16 protein-coding genes are annotated in these 19,071 nt (G+C 45.1%); 13 read left to right on the top strand and 3 right to left on the bottom strand.

Annotation, left to right across the window (positions count from 1 at the left end; translation table 11 throughout):
• Window position 1 precedes the first annotated feature (1 nt).
• The 4 genes from hemG (at window position 2) to NQ117_RS07110 (ending at window position 4,851) form a co-directional block, all read left to right on the top strand.
• Entirely contained in the window at window positions 2-1,459 is a 1,458-nt protein-coding gene (hemG, locus tag NQ117_RS07125) for a protoporphyrinogen oxidase (RefSeq protein ID WP_258277276.1), read from the top strand.
• Window positions 1,460-1,645: 186 nt separating this feature from the next.
• Window positions 1,646-2,647, top strand: coding sequence for a GTP 3',8-cyclase MoaA (gene moaA, locus NQ117_RS07120; protein ID WP_258278193.1), 1,002 nt, complete (start codon window positions 1,646-1,648; stop codon window positions 2,645-2,647).
• A 203-nt stretch (window positions 2,648-2,850) separates the two neighbouring features.
• Complete coding sequence (locus NQ117_RS07115) at window positions 2,851-4,281, top strand: molybdopterin molybdotransferase MoeA (protein WP_258277275.1); 1,431 nt, start codon at window positions 2,851-2,853, stop codon at window positions 4,279-4,281.
• Window positions 4,282-4,374: 93 nt separating this feature from the next.
• On the top strand, window positions 4,375-4,851 hold the full coding sequence (locus tag NQ117_RS07110; protein WP_258277274.1) for a DUF1579 domain-containing protein: 477 nt from the start codon (window positions 4,375-4,377) through the stop codon (window positions 4,849-4,851).
• 95 nt (window positions 4,852-4,946) lie between these two features.
• Here NQ117_RS07110 and NQ117_RS07105 read toward each other — a convergent pair whose 3' ends face one another.
• From NQ117_RS07105 to NQ117_RS07095, 3 genes are read right to left on the bottom strand one after another with little or no spacing between them, the layout of a single operon-like run.
• Window positions 4,947-6,110 (bottom strand): GNAT family N-acetyltransferase, encoded by a 1,164-nt coding sequence (locus NQ117_RS07105; protein ID WP_258277273.1) that lies wholly within the window; start codon window positions 6,108-6,110, stop codon window positions 4,947-4,949.
• The gene (gene murQ, locus NQ117_RS07100; RefSeq protein ID WP_258277272.1) at window positions 6,079-7,020 is read right to left on the bottom strand and encodes an N-acetylmuramic acid 6-phosphate etherase; all 942 of its coding nucleotides are present in this window, start codon (window positions 7,018-7,020) and stop codon (window positions 6,079-6,081) included. Before murQ ends, NQ117_RS07105 begins: the two co-directional genes overlap by 32 nt.
• A gap of 5 nt (window positions 7,021-7,025) precedes the next feature.
• Entirely contained in the window at window positions 7,026-7,994 is a 969-nt protein-coding gene (locus NQ117_RS07095) for an N-acetylglucosamine kinase (protein WP_258277271.1), read from the bottom strand.
• A 268-nt stretch (window positions 7,995-8,262) separates the two neighbouring features.
• Between NQ117_RS07095 and NQ117_RS07090 the strand changes: the two genes are divergently transcribed.
• The 9 genes from NQ117_RS07090 (at window position 8,263) to fabD (ending at window position 19,039) form a co-directional block, all read left to right on the top strand.
• Complete coding sequence (locus NQ117_RS07090; RefSeq protein WP_258277270.1) at window positions 8,263-9,468, top strand: anhydro-N-acetylmuramic acid kinase; 1,206 nt, start codon at window positions 8,263-8,265, stop codon at window positions 9,466-9,468.
• Between the two features lie 138 nt (window positions 9,469-9,606).
• Entirely contained in the window at window positions 9,607-10,791 is a 1,185-nt protein-coding gene (locus tag NQ117_RS07085; protein ID WP_309137853.1) for an exo-beta-N-acetylmuramidase NamZ family protein, read from the top strand.
• 51 nt (window positions 10,792-10,842) lie between these two features.
• Window positions 10,843-12,198 carry an ABC transporter substrate-binding protein gene (locus NQ117_RS07080; RefSeq protein ID WP_258277269.1) on the top strand — a complete coding sequence of 452 codons (1,356 nt, stop codon included), beginning with the start codon at window positions 10,843-10,845 and terminating at the stop codon, window positions 12,196-12,198.
• A 75-nt stretch (window positions 12,199-12,273) separates the two neighbouring features.
• On the top strand, window positions 12,274-13,149 hold the full coding sequence (locus NQ117_RS07075; RefSeq protein WP_258277268.1) for a carbohydrate ABC transporter permease: 876 nt from the start codon (window positions 12,274-12,276) through the stop codon (window positions 13,147-13,149).
• 21 nt (window positions 13,150-13,170) lie between these two features.
• Complete coding sequence (locus NQ117_RS07070) at window positions 13,171-14,004, top strand: carbohydrate ABC transporter permease (RefSeq protein ID WP_258277267.1); 834 nt, start codon at window positions 13,171-13,173, stop codon at window positions 14,002-14,004.
• Between the two features lie 12 nt (window positions 14,005-14,016).
• Entirely contained in the window at window positions 14,017-15,123 is a 1,107-nt protein-coding gene (locus NQ117_RS07065; protein WP_258277266.1) for an ABC transporter ATP-binding protein, read from the top strand.
• A gap of 82 nt (window positions 15,124-15,205) precedes the next feature.
• Window positions 15,206-15,883 (top strand): hypothetical protein, encoded by a 678-nt coding sequence (locus tag NQ117_RS07060; RefSeq protein ID WP_258277265.1) that lies wholly within the window; start codon window positions 15,206-15,208, stop codon window positions 15,881-15,883.
• Window positions 15,884-15,922: 39 nt separating this feature from the next.
• Window positions 15,923-16,768 (top strand): MurR/RpiR family transcriptional regulator, encoded by an 846-nt coding sequence (locus NQ117_RS07055; protein ID WP_258277264.1) that lies wholly within the window; start codon window positions 15,923-15,925, stop codon window positions 16,766-16,768.
• 1,038 nt (window positions 16,769-17,806) lie between these two features.
• Complete coding sequence (fabD, locus tag NQ117_RS07050; protein WP_258277263.1) at window positions 17,807-19,039, top strand: ACP S-malonyltransferase; 1,233 nt, start codon at window positions 17,807-17,809, stop codon at window positions 19,037-19,039.
• Window positions 19,040-19,071 lie beyond the last annotated feature (32 nt).

The following is a 19,071-nucleotide window of genomic DNA, read 5'->3' as shown; positions in this document are numbered from 1 at the left end:
GATGAGCGAATGTCAAGATATCGTCATCATAGGCGGCGGATTAACGGGACTGTCAGCTGCTTACTATGCGATGCAAGCAGCTGAGGCAAAGGGTCAACCATTATCGATAACAATTGTAGAGAAACAACCAGAGTTGGGCGGGAAGATTCATACACTTCGTACCCAAGGTTGTGTTATCGAAAAGGGACCGGATTCTTTTTTAGCACGCAAGCTGCCAATGTATGATCTAGCCAAGTCGCTTGGTTTGGAATCCGAATTGGTCTCGACCAATCCTAACGCACGAAAAACGTACATTCTAGCAAATGGCAAGCTTCATCAGATGCCAGCGGGACTCGTTCTGGGTATACCTACCGAGATTAAGCCATTTGTGAAGAGCGGTCTTATTTCGATGGTGGGAAAAGTCCGTGCTTTGACGGATCTCGTACGCAAGCCGCGTCAATCTACAGCTGACGAATCATTGGGTCATTTTCTTGATCGGCGATTAGGTCCTGAAGTAACGGAGAACATTGCTGAGCCATTGCTAGCAGGCATCTATGCTGGTGATTTGCGCAAGCTGAGCATTCAGGCTACATTCCCGCAGTTTGCTCAGCTAGAGCGCAAACATGGCAGTTTGATCAAAGGAATGATGGCAAACCGCAAGGCGGGCAATTCCGTGCCAGGTCTCCCTGATGTCGTGAAGAAGACTACATTTTTAACGTTCAAGAACGGGCTTAGCACGATCATTGAGCGATTGCAGGAAGTGCTGCTGCCGCATGTTCAACTGCGCTGTAGTGCTGGGGTGAGTGAGCTTTATAAGCATGAAGATGGGACGTATACGCTGAAACTGTCTGACGGATCGGACATTCGAACGAAGCAAATCGTCGTTACAACACCGTCTTATGATGCTGCGCCATTGCTTAAGGCGCATATGGATGTCACAACATTGGAGCAAATCCGCAATGTATCGGTAGCGAATGTAGTCAGCGCGTTTGACCGCAGCAAGCTGCCGAACAACTTAGACGGGACAGGCTTTGTTATTGCTCGCAACGAAGGGCGTGCGATAACGGCTTGTACTTGGACTTCGATGAAATGGACGCATACAAGCCCTGAAGATACGATGTTGATTCGCTGCTATATCGGACGAGCGAATGACGAAGAGCGTGTCGGTTGGTCGGATGACGCGTTGAAGCGGACCGTTCGCAATGAGCTGAAAGAGCTTATGAACATTGATGTCGAGCCTAAGTTCATGGAAGTGACGCGATTGCATCGCTCCATGCCGCAATATGATGTCGGCCATGTGCAGCACATAGCGGCATTTAGACAACAGTTAAGCCAGTCGCTGCCGGGTGTTGCTGTTGCAGGCGGCGCCTATGATGGCGTCGGTATGCCGGACTGCATTACGAGCGGCAGGAAGGCAGGCGAGCAGGCTGTTGCTGCATTGCTGAATGGGACTGCGGGTTCAGCTGGCGGCATTTCATAATCGAAATGTCAGGATAATTACGTGACTGGATAGAAGTATGTTGCATCCATTTAATACTCGCCAGCTGTCGTATAAAAATGTAATATAAATAAACAACAGACAGGAGAACACAGCTTTTAAAGCGCTGGTTGTTATCCTGTCTTTTTTGTAATCGTCTTCGAAGGGGAGTGGAGTACCATGACGGCAATACCATCTACGCTTACTGACAAATACAATCGCATACATAACTATATGCGTATTTCCATTACTGATCGCTGCAACCTTCGATGTACCTATTGCATGCCTGAAGAAGGGATGAAGTTTCTGCCGAACGAGCAGTTAATGACGGATGACGAGATTGTTCAAATTGTTCGCGTCGCTGCCCAGCTCGGTATTCGGAAAATTAGGCTGACTGGCGGGGAGCCATTGCTGCGTCCGAATGTGGTCAATCTTGTACAGAAACTGTCGCAAATTGAGGGGATCGAAGACTTGGCGCTGACAACCAATGGATTGCTGCTCGCTAATATGGCGGCTGATTTGAAATCGGCTGGGTTGAAGCGTGTAAATATAAGTATGGACTCCTTGAAGCCTGAACGATTTAAACAAATGACAAGAGGCGGAAATCTACAGCGTGTGTTAGATGCGGTTGAGCGATGTGCGGCTGTAGGACTAACCCCTTTGAAATTAAATGTTGTGCTTATGCGCGGCTTCAATGATGATGAGTGGGATGACTTTATTCAATACACGATTGATCACCCTATTATAGTTCGGTTTATCGAATACATGCCAATCGGTGGAAGGCAGCAGGGCTGGAAGCGGGACTACATTTCGCTTGAGGAACGCTTGAAAGGAAGCAGATGGCATGAGCAAGCCATTCCTGTTGATAAACCTCGTCATGGAGGTCCAGCAGCGTATTATCGTTTACCTGATGCAAAAGGACAATTTGGCTTAATTCATCCTGTGAGCGACCATTTTTGTGATACATGCAACCGACTGCGCATTACGGCAGATGGCTATGTGAAGCCGTGCTTGTATTGGTCAGACGAGTTCCATTTGCGCCATCATATTGGAGATGATGCGAAGCTCGCTGAAGTGCTCATCCGATCGTTGGAGGCAAAGCCGCTGAATCATGAAATGGCGTATGAGCTGTCGGGACAATCCTTGTCACATCAGCCAACGACGCGCACGATGTCTCAAATAGGTGGATAGAGAGTTTCACTATAAATAGAATACTCCGTTCGCGGTCGGAAGTATGAGCAATATATATCTTTACTGTGTGTACGATAGACTAGCTACGTGGGAGGGGGAGCTGGCATGGGCGCATCATTTAGGATGAACGAATATACACAGATATACCTTCATTTCGTTATTCCGTCTTTCAGCCCGATGCTGCAAATGCCATCGAATCATATATGACACAGAATAATGATCCATCTAAAAAGGTACCAAGCGAAGTGGTAAATTCGGGTTCGTTGACTGCGACTGCTGCCAGTGCTGCACTCAATACGATGAAGCATGATGTGAAGTTCAATCGAGACATTATGCCAGTTCAAACTGCTCAAGCACTTGTGTTAGAACGGGTTGCATGTGGTCTAATTGAGCGAGTGCCGCTAGAACAGTCGTATGGGCGCCATTTGGCTGAAGAAGCGGTTGCCAATCGTCCTGTGCCGCATTTCCGTCGTTCCATTATGGATGGATATGCGGTAATCGCAAAGGATACGTCTGGAGCAGATGCGTCGAACCGAGTCTCGCTGCAAGTCATTGGAGAGGTTCCATGTGGAGCGGTTTGGAGTGGGGAGCTGCGCCAAGGTCAGGCCATTCGAATTATGACAGGTGCACAAGTACCGGAAGGGGCGGATTCTGTCGTTCGCTTGGAATGGACAACAACCGTTGAGCGTGCTGGCTCAACAGACGTGGTGGGTGAATTGCATAGCTCAGCGAAATTGAATATAGCATCTGTTAATGAACAACATCAACCACAGCGGACAATAGCCGTGCATCAAGTTGTGAAACCGGGCGAAGCGATTAACGGCATAGGCACAGAGATGCAAGTTGGTGAAGTGCTTGTCCAAAAAGGGCAGTGCATAGGTGCAGGCGAGATGGGGCTGTTGGCGATGTTTGGCTATGCTTATGTACACGTATATCGTCGTCCACAGGTTGCCATTTTATCAACGGGACAAGAACTCCTAGCTTTAGAGGAAGATTTGGTGCCGGGTAAAATATACAACTCGAACAGCTACATCCTGCTCGCACAACTGCAATCAGCAGGAGTGACGCCGCATTTGCTGCCGCATATCCCTGACGATTTAACTACTTTGCGGGAGCGCCTTGATGATGCATTAGAGCGCTACGATCTAGTCATTACGACAGGTGGTGTCTCCGTTGGTGATCATGATCTGCTCTACGATTACACGAATAACTGGGATGGCGAATTGTTATTCAACAAGGTTAAAATGCGCCCAGGCAGCCCTACGACAGTTGGATTCTGTCGTGGCAAGCCATTATTTGCGCTATCAGGCAATCCGGCTGCTTGTTATGTAGGTTTCGAGCTATTTGTCCGTCCTACCTTGCTGCGTATGCAAGGAGTAGCAGAGCCGCTGCCTGAGCCGATAACGGCCCAATTGACAGAGCCATATCGCGTGCGAGATAATTTTGATCGATACGTGCGTGCTGTCCTTACGATAACAGCGGAAGGGAAAGCTGAGGTACGTCCGACGAGAGCCGATATTTCGAGTGCCACCGTCTCGATTCGTGATGCTAACTGTTTGTTCCTATCGCCTGCTAGCGAAGAAGGAATGGAAGCAGGGGCTTTGGTACAAGTATTTCCGCTGGAAGGGCTGTAGCAGCGCAATGGATAACAACAAGAAGCAGGCATCAAATGATTGGAATTGATTTCATAAAGAGCAGCATTTGCTTCGCTCAAAGGAGTGAAATTAGTGACAAAACATGATAACGCAAATGATTTATCCGTACCTTGTAAGCCTGAATCTGCTCTTATGCAATTAAATGTTTTCGTAGGGAAATGGAATACAGAAGGAATCGTTAAGGATGCAGCATCGGGGTCAACTGTTACATTAAAAGCAATGGATACTTATGAATGGTTACCTGGTGGCTATTTTCTTATTCACCACGTAGATGGACAAATGGGAGACTCTGAAGTTAAAGCGATAGAAATGATCGGCTATGATGCAGCAAGTCAGATGTATATCACGCACTCTTATGACAATCAAGGTAACATGAACAAATACCAAGCTATGCTGCTCGATAATAATTGGACAATTGCAGGACAATCGGAACGCTTTTCAGGTAGGTTCAGTGATGACCGCATGATATTAACTGGCGAATGGAAGCTTTTAAATGAAAGCTCAAATTGGGAACACTGGATGGATATCAAATTGACAAAGATCGAGTAGCAATAAAAAAAGAGACCAAAAAAATGGCGCTATCCGCAGTTCTAGTAGAACGAAAAGGGTAGCGCCTTTTTGCTGTGTTATTCATTTTTTTATTCCTAAATATAATTCAGTCCGCTTGTAGAAGGGAGTGGTATAGGCAGAATTGGCTGTAGTGCAGCTGCCCAACCAGATGGCAGATCAAGCTGGGTATGCGGTGTAAATAACAACGCTGTAAGCTGCTGCCCGCTTAAACGCAGAGGGGACAGTTGCGGTATTGAAAGCTCATATTCATCCTCATTTTTGTCTTGGTCTGCAAGTCTGATGTTCAGCTGCGCACCGACCGTTGCATCATGCTGCAGCCAGTAAGGGCGGATTTCTTCTACAAATTGCTCGATATCTGCCATATATACAGTGCCTAAGTTCTGCTCAGATATAGACGGGATGCTGTTAAATATCTCTGACAACTCGTTTTCATGCCAGTTCACAGGCACCTCTAGTACAGGGAGGTTGTTGTTAACCGTGGCATAGGCAAGCAAGCAGGCAACAGCCGAAGCGTCTCCCGCCCATTCAACAGCGAACGGAGGACGGCGTGATTTCAGTGTACCTTTTGGAATGGCTACCACTGCACAGGCAGCTATTTTACCATCACGTTCTGCAACGAGGACTTGATGTGTCAGTTTCACGCATGAGGCATAGGCTTCCGCTTTTACTAATCCAACCCAATCCCATACGCTTTGCTCATAGCGCACATGCCGGCCTCTTGCAACTGCATGTAGCTTTAGCCATTCATAGGGCTCCATAGTACGCAAATGGAATGGTTGACTGTCCTGACTCGCTAATATAGACTGGGCATGAGACTGATCTAACATCACTCGTGTAACGGCGCCAAATAGATGGCATGCTGCGCGAGTATATAAGGAGCGCGTGCCTGTTACGAGCAGCAACGAAGCTCCTGCTTGCTTTACATGCTCCTTTACATGATCCAGCATACTGCTGGCGTAGCCCCGACCACGTGCCTCGGGATCGATACAGACCGAGCCTAGTGAAAACACGTTAACAGCCGCAGGACCGATCCGCAGCACAGCGGGAAGCAGTCCATTGAAACCAACTAAGCGATCACCTTCGTATGTGCCGAAAGACTGACTATAAGTTGTTGCATACAAATAGGGAAAGCCTGTTGCCATCGAAACTTGTTCAGCATCGCGAAAAATACGATCCGCAAGCAGGATGGCTTCGTGCATTTCCTTATCATTTAGGATGCGAATGTTTGTCATTGTCATCTTCAGCCCTCCACAATTTGACCGCATCACGCACATAGCCTTTAGCTTGTTCCAACAACCGAGAAGCTTCGGCAGCACTTACGTTAGCGACGATCATGACAATTGCGAGTTTAACATGTCCATTTGCTTGTTCATAAGCGTACTCAACTGTTTCATCATCAGCCCCAGTAGCCATTTGAATTAATCGTTTTGCTCGACTGATCAATTTGTAATTTGATGGATTTAGATCGACCATTAAATTGTCATATACTTTGCCTATGCGAATCATTGCGGTTGTAGTAAGCATGTTAAGGATGAGCTTTTGCGCCGTACCTGATTTCATGCGAGTTGAGCCGAGCACAGTCTCTGGGCCGACAACGGCCTCAATCATATATTTGGCCAAGGGCTTCATAGGGGTGTCTGCATTGTTGGAAATGCCAATGACTGCAGCGCCGAGTTCCTTGGCTCGCTCCATCGCACCAAGTACATAAGGCGTGCGGCCACTTGCTGCAATGCCAATGACGACATCGTTCGCATGAATATGATGCGAATCCACATCACGTATGCCGAGCTCTTTGCTATCCTCAGCACCTTCAATCGCACGATAAACTGCTTCATTGCCGCCTGCGATAATGCCCTGTACCATTTCAGGGTCTGTACCGTATGTAGGCGGACATTCAGATGCATCTAGAATGCCAAGTCGTCCACTCGTGCCAGCTCCAAAATAAAATAGTCTGCCGCCAGCTTGGAAGCTTGCAACAATTGCATCGGCAGACTTAGCAATGATAGGGATGATAGCAGCAATCACGTTGGGAACTTTGTGGTCTTCCTGATTAATGAGCGTCAAAATTTCTATCGTCGATTTCAAATCTATATCTCTCGTATTTTCATTCTGCTGTTCGGTCGTAAGCTCTTTAATAAATGAGTCCATACGGGTTACCCCCTTTGCGTATCTTCTTTTGTCAAGAGATGCTTCTGTACGAGCATGGCAGCCCCCCAAGCAGGAGCTTTCTCTGCGAGGACAATCATTGCAGCTTGATTAGAGCCTTTCAAGCATTGTGTAAACGTATCTAAATACAAATCACTATGTTTAAATATAGAGCCTGTTACTGCAAGGGGTGCTTGTGAAAGCCATATATCTTTGCTTCTCATAGCTAGAGCGAGTTGTGCGAGATCCGCTGCTGCCCCTTTAATAATTCGTTGTGCAGCTTCGTCTCCTTGGTTAGCAGCACGGATGCATAGCTCTGCATACTGGGCAATATGCTGTTTGCGAATGGAAGGACCGTATATATAAGAGCGTAATTGTTCGGGTGAGTCAAATTGATGTTTGTCTAGTACATGTTCGGTTAGTAGAGTAGGAGGGAGAACACCATCATGGCTGAGCATAACGGCTTGGAGGGTTTGCAATCCAATCTCATAGCCGCTTCCTTTATCTCCGAGAATATGGCCCCATCCACCGGTGCGAAAGCGTTCGCCGTTTGGCGTAATGCCTAAGACAATCGCTCCTGTACCTGAAATGACAATCGTACCCGTTTCTTGTGTTATAGCAGCCATTAAGGCAATTTCGGCATCGTTCCTAATGAGAATTGGCAACGAACTTCGCTTAAAATCCCATAATCGAAGCCGCTCATCTTGCAGCAGTGCATCAAGAAACAGTTGTTGTTCTTCATTTGTGCTTACACCGGCAATGCCCATACCGATTCCCGTACATCTACTAGGTATTAAACCGCTTTCAAAATATAGTTCTTGAAGGAGTTGTGCGAGGTTATCAATTGCTGCTGCAAATGTTACAGCGTGGGGATTCGTTGCAGCACCTTCCCGTTCTGAAATGGGACGACCAGCTGAATCAAGAACGATAGCTGTTGTTTTCGTACCGCCGCCATCAATACCGATTACATACTCCATGACGTCACCTGCTCTATAGGATATAGCATCAGTATAACCGAAGAAGATTGTGGTTGTAAAATAAAATATTATCGTTATATTATTAATTTGAAATAATAAATTAAAGCCGAGTCGTACCATATATTTTGAATCGTCATTTACATCTTGGTTTTGAATACGTGGTTGCAGCAAGTACATTGAACGAACACTTTCATTTTACTTTTATGGATGAAAGAGTAACGTAGGTTGCCTTTTAATCATGATCAGGAAAGAGGGAGGCACGACGACGATGTCACAATCACACCTGCAAGTGCAGCAAATAGCGGGGAAGTCAGAGAGACTTATTATCGGACTTATGTCCGGCACATCCTTGGATGGAGTGGATGCGGCACTCGTTCGTATATATGGATCAGGCACGGAGACGAAGGTAGAAATGCTTGCTTTTGAGTGCCAGCCGTATTCAGATGCAGAGCGAGAGATGCTGAAAAAGTTATGCTCGCCAGATACATCGAACGTGCAACACATATGCATGATGAACTTCCATCTTGCCCATCGATTTGCAGCCATTGCGCGTTCTGTTGCGACACGCGCAGGTATTCCATGGCACGAAATTGATCTATTATCCTCACACGGGCAGACCATATGGCACGCTCCTGAGGTTGATCCAACGCTGCCTTTTTCTGTTCCGTCCACACTTCAAATTGGAGACCTATCTGTACTTGCCAAAGAGACAGGCAAAGTAGTGATCGGTGATTATCGAACCGCAGATATGGCCTTGCAAGGTCAAGGTGCTCCATTAACTCCTTATGCCGATTATATGTTGTGCCGACATCCATCAAAAGGGCGTATTACACAAAATATTGGAGGTATCGGTAACTGCACCGTATTGTCCGCGGGAGGGATGCCTACTGATGTTATTGCTTTTGATACAGGACCTGGTAATATGTTGATCGATCAGGCAGTTATAGATATGTCAGCAGGAACGGCTTACTATGACCATAATGGAGAGTTGGCTGCTTCTGGGCAGGTAAATGAACCGATCCTTTCTCGTATGCTCGCTCATCCATATTTTAGCAAAGTTCCAATGAAGACGACAGGTAGGGAGCTGTTCGGCAAGCGATACGCAGAGGAATGGATTGAACAAATGAAGCTTATCTCGTGCTCTCCTCATGATATTGTCGCGACATTCACCGCATTTACGGCACGCTCCATTGCTCAATCCTATCGGGACTTTATATTCCCGAAATATTCGATTGCTGAGATTATTGTTTCAGGCGGAGGGACGCGTAATCATACATTAATGGCCATGCTGCAACAGCTGCTTCCAGAGTTGAAAGTAATGACACATGAGGAAATAGGGATAAATAGCGATGCGAAGGAGGCAGTTGCCTTTGCGCTGCTTGCAAATGAATGGATAGATGGGAATCCCAACCCCATGCATCATGTGACAGGCGCTTCACATGCAACAGTTATGGGAAAGCTCGCGCTTCCGTAACGATCTATATTATAGTTGTGAACGTTTAGTTTGGTTACAAAATTTCATAATTAAATAAAGTAGTTGAAATATTATATCATAGTCATTATAATGATGGTACAGATTGGAAACGGTATCAAAGTTCCTTGTTAAGGTGCAATGATGAGGGGGGAAGTTTCCATTAACAAAGTGCGAACAGGAGCAGATCAGCTTGCTGAAATCGGCAGCGCTCTGCTGCGTGGTAAGAGGTATGGTTTGCTAACCAATCCGACTGGAATCGATGCTAAGTATCGCTCGACCATCGATATGTGTGCTGCGTTTAGTGAGGGAAAGTTTACTGCATGCTTTGCCTGCGAGCATGGCTTGCGAAGCGAGAAGCAAGCTGGCGTGCAGTTCGAAGATGAGCTTGATCCGGTATATGGAGTTCCTGTGTACAGTCTTTACGGCAGCAATCGCAAGCCCACGGCTCACATGTTATCGGATCTAGATGTGATGATCGTTGATATTCAAGACTTGGGCGTGCGTTTCTACACCTACTTAACGACACTTATCCATGTCATTGAGGCATGTGCTGAACATGGTGTTACCCTAATCGTATTGGATCGACCGAATCCGCTTGGAGGCAACAAGATAGAAGGCGGCTTTCTAAACGAGCAGTATCGCTCTATGGTTGGCGCTTGGAAAATGCCGATGCTTACCGGAATGACGATTGGTGAATTTGCAAGGCTCGTTAACGGACAACGAGCTGCACCATGCGATTTGCAAGTGATTCCACTCATTGGTTGGAGCCGTGAGATGGAATATCCGGATACGGGATTACCGTGGCTCATGCCATCACCTAATATGCCGACGATAGATACAGTCCGTGTTTATGCAGGACATTGTTTATTTGAGGGAACGAACTTGTCGGAAGGGCGAGGCACGACTAAGCCATTTGAGCTAATTGGCGCTCCATGGCTAAAGGGTGAGCAGCTATGCAAGGTGATGAATGCGTTGCAGCTGCCGGGTGTACATTTTCATCCATACACCTTCACACCGATGTTCTCCAAGCATCAAGGCGATCTGTGCCACGGTATTTTTACTTATGTCATAGATCGTAAAACCTATCAATCCGTTGAAACAGGGCTTCATCTTTTGCATTATGTTATGGCGCTTCATGATCAGCATTTTGAATGGCTGGGGAAAGATTTAGGCTATCCATTCATAGATCTGTTGACAGGAGACAATCGCGTACGATTGCAGCTTCACGAATCTCAAGGGTTAACAGATATTGCGGAAGCTTGGAGTCGGGATAGCGAGCAGTGGAGAAGGATTCGCGAGCCATTTTTATTGTATGAGGAATAGAGAAAGAAGTCATGCCATGAAGTCATTCATATTCGAATGGGGGAGTATTACATGAAGTGGAATAAGGTCACAGCTATCCTATTAGCGGCAATGCTAGTTGTACTTTCTGCATGCAGCAGCAGCGGTTCAAAAGATGGGGCATCAGACAACGTAGATGTCATTAAAGTATGGACGTATCCTGTACACGGCAATTACAAGGATGATATCGCAAAATCGGTAGCTGAATTTCACGCCAAACATCCCAACATACGAATTGAGTATGAGTTGTTGACTTGGGCGGAAGGTCCGAAGAAATTTGACGTTGCCTTGAATGCAGGCTCACCGCCGGACATTTATTATCATGGCGTTAGCGGACAATATGTAGATACAGGGCTTGCGCTGAATCTAGACCCTTTTATGACAGATGAAATTGTAAGCGATTACTTGCCGGGCGTGCTGGATAAAGCAAAAATCCAAGGCAAACAGTACGGCTTACCGATGTATCAGTACCAATGGGCCTGGAGTGCGAATCAGCGTATTTTAGAGGAAGCGGGCATTGACTGGAGAAAGATTCAGAAAGAGGGCTGGACTTGGTCTGAATTTAAAACAGAAGCGAAAAAAATGGTTAAAGATCTCCCAGACGGCAGTAAGCAGTACGGAATTGTAACGGATGCAACGACAACCGATTTCATTGAAATGTTGGCACGCAGCAGCGGCTTGGTCGATGTTGTGAATCGTGATGGCAAGTTTATTTGGAACGATGATCGTATGCTTGAAACGTTGAAATTTATCCGCTCACTCGTAGATGAAGGAATTATGCCGAAAGAAACGGCAGCGATTGATCCGGCGAAGCGGGTGGAATATTTCTATAACGGCAAAACAGGTATCGCGAGCAAAGGACTTCCTTATTACGATGTAATGTTGGAAACACGTGCTAAAGATATAGATGCGGGCAAAGTAAAGGGCGAAAAGATTGAGCATGTTTACTTACCTATTCCTTATAGAGACGGCGGCAAATGGCAGGCAACGGTAGGTGGTGAAGGTTACGTAGGATTCCGTCAAAAGGATGATAAAGGCGAGCAGCATGCGAAAAATACGTTTCTCGTTATGGATTGGTTGACGAAAGGTGTCCATGGTGGTAATTCGGCCTATGAGCTGTGCGTGCCATTTGCTAGACAATCTCAAGTTGATGCATTTAAAGACAAAGGTGATCGAGGCAAGCCTTATAACAAGGAAGCTGCTGAAATCAATCAAAGTCATGGTGTTCCAAGCTCGGATTTATATGTAGATGCGAAGGTTTCGGCAAGCAAGAAGAAATTTATCGAACAAGCGCAAAAGCCAATGCAGCAAGCTTTGTTCAGCGGCAGCAGAACGCCGGAGCAAATTTTTGAGGAATTTAAAAATAAAGGTGAGCAATTATTCCGATAGTACTGGACAGTGCGCGTAAAGCGGTCTCATATGAGTTCGTTCATATGGGACCTTTTTCTACAAGGAGGAGAACACATGGTGCAAAAGCTGCGGGATCATATGTGGGCTTATTTATTCATACTCGTGCCCGTTCTGCTTTTCCTCGTCTTTACGCTATATCCGATCATTTCAGCATTCATGATGAGCTTCCAGCGTTATCATGTCCTGAATCCAGAGTGGATTGGCTTTGACAATTACAAGACGATGTTTGCGGATTCGGTGTTTTACAAATCACTATGGAACACATTCTTATTTACGGTATGTACGGTGCCGGTAAATATCGCGATTACCTTTATACTCGCGTACTTTATTTTTCAGCTGCGCTCGAAATGGCAGACGTTTTTCAAGGCAGTTATGTATTTGCCAGCGGTTGCTTCAGGCGTAACGATCTCGCTTGTATGGTTCGCCATGTTCGATCCAACGAAAGACGGGATGATTAACTCTTTTCTCGGCTTTTTCGGAATGGAGCCTATTATGTGGTTGAGTCAGACGTCAACGGCTCTATTCTCGCTCATGCTGATGACCTATTTAGGGTCACACGGGGCTGGCATCATTTTATATTTAGCAGCAATGGGCGGCATCCCGAAATCGTTGTATGAAGCAGCAGATATCGATCATGCCAGCGGCTGGGCGAAATTCAGCAAAATTACGTGGCCCTTGCTTAAGCCGACAACTTTATATTTGTTAGTAACAGGAGTTATTATTTCGTTCCAAGTATTTATTAGCGTCTACATGATGACACAGGGTGGCCCTGACTTTGCAACGACAACGATCGCTTACCTCATTTATCAAACTGCGTTTATGTTCTATGAATTCGGATTAGCCTCGGCACAGTCATTTGTGCTAACCGCGATCATTGTGGTCGTGTCTATTATTCAGTTCAAAATGTTCGCTACGGATATCGAATATTAAGCCCTAAGGAGGCATTCACCTATGCAGTCAAAAGGGAAAATCGCCGTTCTGGGCGTTTCTATTACGATGCTTGTCATATGGGGAATTATTACGATCATTCCGCTATATTGGATGATGATCGGTTCCTTCCAAGATTCCTATGCTGATGCTTCTATGAAAATATCAATGTGGCCGGAAGTATGGTCATTCGAGCCGTTTAGCCGTTTCTTCGATAAAACGATGGCATGGCGCTGGCTGCTCAATTCCTTAATCGTTTCGTCTATCCTGACGGTTACGAATGTGTTTTTTGCTTCCCTTGCTGGCTATGCGTTTGCAAAGCTGCATTTCCCTGGTCGCAACGCGATCTTTTGGATCCTACTCATGACGATGATGATTCCGACCCAAGTTACCTTAATTCCGCTCTATATTCTCGTGATTGATGTATTCAATTTAAAAGATTCGTATATGGGACTTATCCTTCCTTCCATCGTAAGCGTGGGCAATATTTTCTTGATGAAGCAGTATATGTCCACACTGCCTACGTCCCTAATCCATGCGGCTCGCATCGATGCATGCAGTGAGTTCGGCATTTTCTACAAAATTATTTTGCCTATGGCGAAGCCTGGATTGTCTGTACTTGCGATCTTCTCCTTCGTCTTCCATTGGAACGATTTCTTCTGGCCGTTGCTCGTCACAGAGTCAGAAGCGATGCGTACGATTCAGGTAGGATTGGCTGGATTTAAGTTCGCGGATACGACGGATTTTGGAGCGATTATGGCGGGGGCAACGGTTGCCTCGCTGCCGATGATTATTTTGTTCTTCGCACTGCAGCGATATTTCTTGCAAGGCATTACGATTGGAGCCGTCAAAGGTTAGGGGGAACTTACTATGGCACGCGTTGTATTTAAAAACGTAGAAAAAGAGTTTGTAGATGGCAGCAAAGAAACCTTTATTGCGGTTAAAGAGTCTAATTTTACTATTGAAGATAAAGAGTTTGTCGTGTTTGTAGGACCTTCTGGCTGTGGCAAAACGACTTCATTACGCATGATTGCTGGTCTTGAGAAGCAAACACGCGGCGATATTATGATTGGTGATCGTGTCGTTAATAAGCTGCATCCGAAGGATCGCGATATTGCAATGGTGTTTCAAGATTACGCGTTGTATCCACATATGACGATTCGTGAGAACTTGTCCTTTGGACTTAAGAACTTAAAGCAGCCGAAAGATGTCATTGCAAAAAAAGTGAAAGACGCGTCCGAGGTGCTAGGTTTGGATCAGTTGCTAGATCGCAAGCCGAAGGAGCTAAGTGGTGGTCAGCGCCAGCGTGTAGCGGTAGGTCGGGCGATTGTACGTGATCCGCAAGTGTTTCTATTCGACGAGCCGCTGTCCAATTTGGACGCCAAGCTGCGCGTACAAATGCGCGTAGAACTTGCAGAGCTGCACAAGCGATTAGAAGCAACCATTGTGTACGTAACGCATGACCAGATTGAGGCGATGACCTTGGGGCAGCGAATCGTGGTTATGAATAAAGGCCAAATTCAACAGATAGCTTCTCCAACGGATTTGTACCAGAAGCCTGAAAATATGTTTGTAGCAGGCTTTATCGGCTCTCCGCCTATGAATTTTATGGATGTGACTTATGAAAATGGCAAGGTGACGATGGAAGGGGCACAGTTCGTCTTGCCAGAGTATCGTGTGCAAGCATTGCGAGCATATGAAGGCAAGAAGCTCGTACTAGGCATCCGCCCAGAGCATCTATTTGGAGAAGATATGACGATGGGTGTTCCTGATACGTATGCTTTGACGTCCACGGTGCAGGTGGTAGAGCAGCTTGGTTCGGAGAATCTCGTTTATTTCCGAGTAGGTGAGCGGATGATCACAGCGAAGCTGCACCCAGATTCAGATGCAAGAGTAGGACAGTTGAAAAAGTTTCTATTGGATATGAGTAAGGTGCATTTCTTTGATGTAGAGACAGAGAAGCGCATATCGATGTGATCAACTTGAATGTGATGGATAATATAAAGAGACTCAAGTGATAGGCTTTATGTGACACATCATGAGTAAGAGGTGGGCGGTTATGAAGAAGTTAAGTGTAGTTATTGCTCAAACGGGAAGACAAGTTTATGAACAAATTTTAAAGGTGCTCGGATACAGTCTTATATGCTCTCTCGTTCTGGCGCCCATGCTGCTGTTTATGAATATCGGCTTAGCCGTCATATGTTTCCTGCTCTTGCTGTTTCCATTACTATCTGGTGTGTTTTATGCATGTCATCTTCAACTGAGTGGGGAAATGGTGACAGTTAGACACATTGTCGAGGGTTTACGAAAATTTTATGTTCGTTCCGTCGCATTTGGTCTATTTTTAACACTTTTCATACTTATCCTACTTTCATCGTGGTGGTATTATGGAGATCAGGGAAATACGCTGCATTTTACAATCGCTGTATTCCAGACATACTTTGTGATTATGGCGCTTATTTCTCAATTGTATACGATGCTGTTAATATATCGGGAGCAGTTATCCATTTTTCAAGCGATGGGTAAAAGTGTGAAGTTGTTTTTACGGTATCCGCTTTATACGGTTGGTGCATTTTTACAAGCATTATGTCTAATTTTTATATTAGCAGTTACAGTAGTGGGGTTTTTAGGGTTGTTCTTTGGTATGTTTGGCTATTACTTGAACTTATTGACGGCAAATGTTCTAAAGGAATCGGAACCTCAACATGATGTGAAGCCTATCCCTGCTGAAGGTTGAGCACAACGAGTGTTGAATAAGGGTTGAAGGAGTAACGGTATGAACGGTGGATTAGTTCGATTGCGTGAAGTGTTGGCTGATATTACGCCTTCAGAGCGTAAAGTAGCGGAGTATATTTTGAGCCAACCGAAGCAAATGATTGGGATGTCGGTGGCACAATTGGCCGAGCATAGTGGTGGCAGCCAAGCGGCAGTTATTCGTCTTTGCAAATCGATGGGATTGAAAGGTTATCAAGAGCTTATGCTCAAAGTAGCTGGTGATTTGCAGCAGGATGCAGGTACAGCAGGGTATCAAGAATTTCGGCGTGACGATACGATAGAAATGATTATGGAGAACGTGTCCAACAACAACATTCAGTCGATCCGGGATACATTGAAAATACTAGAACCTGAATTGGTGACAAAAGCGGTAGAGGCGTTGCGACACGCGAAGCGCATTTATTTTTACGGTATTGGTGCTTCTTATTTGATCGCTTTGGATGCGCAGCACAAATTTCTGCGGATTAATAAGACTTGTTTTTCCTTCGCAGATGCTGACATGCAGCTTATTTCATCGCTGATGCTAACGGAAGAAGACGTGGCTGTCTGTATCTCCTATTCAGGAGAAACAACGGCAGTCGTCGAGTGTACAAAACAGGCTAAAGCACAAGGAGCCACAACGATTTCGATTACGAAATACGGAACAAATGCTGTGAGTTCACACGCGGACATTCCGTTATTTATTACATCAACCGAGAATGAGATTCGCAGTGGGGCTACGTCTTCTCGGATTACACAGCTGAATGTGATCGACATTTTATATTTGGGCGTAACAAGTCGTGACTATGATCAATCTCTATTGTCGTTGGATAAGAGTAGAGAACTGATTAAGAAGATGAAGAAGTAATTTGATCATAATGTCGGTGCGAAATCAAGATGTAATAAATGTAATTTTATCAAGAAGAGGCTCTAGTTAGTTTCTTTTATAGGAATGAATAAATGTCCAAGCAGTTAGAAGTTGCTTGGACATTTTACATGTAATACAACATGGTATTGTGTAGGATACGGGTCCATCGAGCTCCCGCCTCGGGCAGCTAGCTTCAGTAGAAGTAACAAGACTGTTGCTAAAGGAACTGGACGTAGACAATTATTGTTATTATCTGTATTGCTATTAATAGAAAAACGAATGATGAATCTATTATTTAACGATGGTCAATAAGTGCATACACATGTGAATGAATTCAAGGTAATCAGAGGGAGTCTGATTCGTTGTGGAAAGAATAACTAATTTTCATTGGAATTAATGAAAATTTTAATATTTATACTTTTAGATACAGAAGGATATTGACAGTGTCGTATGGATAAATCCATACATGTAAGCTGTAAATAGTAAATGAAGCTTGAATGTGTAAAAGCTCCATGAAAGTTATTATGAAAGCTGTACGTATTGTCATAAATAACTTCAAACGTATGGAGAAACGGGGTGAAAGCAATTGGAGCAAGGGGAGAGCTTTTGGTTAATTTGGACGAAACAAACGAATGACTAGTTTAACTTGATCTAAGTTGATTGTGATCGTAAAGTAAGTTATGGGATGATAACGGCCATCGTTGGCTAACCTGACAAAAAGAATAAAGTTTACTTCTTTTTAATTAGGTTATCCTAATTTTTTTTGTATTGACAATATCAGGATTCTTATAATATCATGATTCCAAAGTCTGCAGCAATGTTACAACATATCTTATTTTTTTCCTTTTCTTACTCCATCATGACCTCTCTCATTCGACATTTTTTATCAGTTCTACCACCCTTTCAGCACGAGTTTTTCATCCACTCTTATAGGTCTACATCACTAGATTCTATACTACTCACTTTTTATTCACTCAATTAACAACATGTCATTCCTACATTTTCAGTCAAATAAGATAAGAAAAGGTGAGCTTGCAAATGGTACAAGTAGCATTTGTATTTCCAGGACAGGGCTCCCAGTATGTGGGGATGGGGAAGCATCTGCTCGACTCTTTTTCTGAAGCTAAGTATCTATTTGAAGAGGCGGGTGACACCCTTGGCTTTGATTTGAAGAAGCTTTGTCTTCAAGGGAGCTTGAATGATTTGACGCGGACCATGAATGCGCAGCCTGCTATATTAACCGTAAGCATGATTGCGTATCGATATTACATGAGTCGGATTGGAATTTCTCCGACTGTTGCTGCTGGTCACAGCTTAGGGGAATATACAGCACTTGTCACTACTGGGGCGCTGAGCTTTCAGGATGGATTACGCATCGTTAGACAGCGAGGGCTGTTTATGGAAGAGGCAGCCCATTCTGGTATCGGAAAGATGATAGCGATAAAGGGATTAAGCAAGGAAAGAGTCGAGCAGATATGCGAAGGATTAACTTCGGATCATATGCCGATATCGGTAGCTTGCTATAATACTCCGAATCAGATCGTAGTCGCAGGACATCATCAGGTTGTCACGATGCTAACCAATGCTCTTGATCGATATGGCGCGTCCTATACGCATTTAAATGTGAGCGGTCCCTTTCATAGTGCTCTGATGCAACCAGCTGCGGAGAAGCTAGGGGCCGTTTTAAGTCACTATTCATTTCATGAATTGAAGTGGCCTGTAATATCTAACGTTACAGCTTGTCCGTATCCTGGCGTTGGGAATATTGCAGATGGGTTGCTGCTCCAGATGATTTGTCCAGTAAGATGGGAGCCTACTATTCGATATATCGCCCAGCGGAATATAAAAGCCGTTGTAGAACTTGGTCCCAGAACCGTGCTAAGCAAAATGGTCAAGGAGATAGCTGCGAAGTTAGAGACCTACTCTGTTGAACAGGAACAGCATATTACAAATCTAAAAATCCGACTTTCTTCCACCAATGGGATGGATCTGCTCAAACAATATCTGTCAGCTGCTGTTTCGACGAGAAATCGAAATGATAACGAACAACAATATGAGATGGGGGTGCTTACCCCAATACGTCAATTGAGGCAGTGGCAGGCGGGACTTGAATTAAGAGGTGAACAGCCAACGCTGGAGCAGTTGAAAGAAGCGGGTAAGCTCCTTGAACACGTATTGAGATCGAAGGGCGCATCTGCAGAGGAGATACAGAGTGAATTGCAAGCAATTGCACAAGCGCTTGAGCATGCACGTATAACACAAGCTATCTAGAAAATAGGATTTTGTCTAGGGGAGAGTGGCAC

Source organism: Paenibacillus sp. SC116, assembly GCF_024733555.1.
In the GTDB taxonomy this organism is placed as follows: Bacteria; Bacillota; Bacilli; order Paenibacillales; family Paenibacillaceae; genus Paenibacillus_B.
The sequence above is the reverse complement of the archived record's forward strand: the minus strand, read 5'-3'. Positions and strand labels throughout refer to the sequence as shown.

Coding starts and splice junctions, on each gene's coding strand:
- murQ (WP_258277272.1), bottom strand. CDS start 7,020: ATGGACTCATTTATTAAAGAGCTTACGACCGAACAGCAGAATGAAAAT.
- NQ117_RS07080 (WP_258277269.1), top strand. CDS start 10,843: ATGAAGTGGAATAAGGTCACAGCTATCCTATTAGCGGCAATGCTAGTT.
- NQ117_RS07060 (WP_258277265.1), top strand. CDS start 15,206: ATGAAGAAGTTAAGTGTAGTTATTGCTCAAACGGGAAGACAAGTTTAT.
- fabD (WP_258277263.1), top strand. CDS start 17,807: ATGGTACAAGTAGCATTTGTATTTCCAGGACAGGGCTCCCAGTATGTG.
- NQ117_RS07090 (WP_258277270.1), top strand. CDS start 8,263: ATGTCACAATCACACCTGCAAGTGCAGCAAATAGCGGGGAAGTCAGAG.
- NQ117_RS07070 (WP_258277267.1), top strand. CDS start 13,171: ATGCAGTCAAAAGGGAAAATCGCCGTTCTGGGCGTTTCTATTACGATG.
- NQ117_RS07075 (WP_258277268.1), top strand. CDS start 12,274: ATGGTGCAAAAGCTGCGGGATCATATGTGGGCTTATTTATTCATACTC.
- NQ117_RS07105 (WP_258277273.1), bottom strand. CDS start 6,110: ATGACAATGACAAACATTCGCATCCTAAATGATAAGGAAATGCACGAA.
- hemG (WP_258277276.1), top strand. CDS start 2: ATGAGCGAATGTCAAGATATCGTCATCATAGGCGGCGGATTAACGGGA.
- NQ117_RS07115 (WP_258277275.1), top strand. CDS start 2,851: ATGACACAGAATAATGATCCATCTAAAAAGGTACCAAGCGAAGTGGTA.
- NQ117_RS07095 (WP_258277271.1), bottom strand. CDS start 7,994: ATGGAGTATGTAATCGGTATTGATGGCGGCGGTACGAAAACAACAGCT.
- NQ117_RS07065 (WP_258277266.1), top strand. CDS start 14,017: ATGGCACGCGTTGTATTTAAAAACGTAGAAAAAGAGTTTGTAGATGGC.
- NQ117_RS07085 (WP_309137853.1), top strand. CDS start 9,607: ATGATGAGGGGGGAAGTTTCCATTAACAAAGTGCGAACAGGAGCAGAT.
- NQ117_RS07055 (WP_258277264.1), top strand. CDS start 15,923: ATGAACGGTGGATTAGTTCGATTGCGTGAAGTGTTGGCTGATATTACG.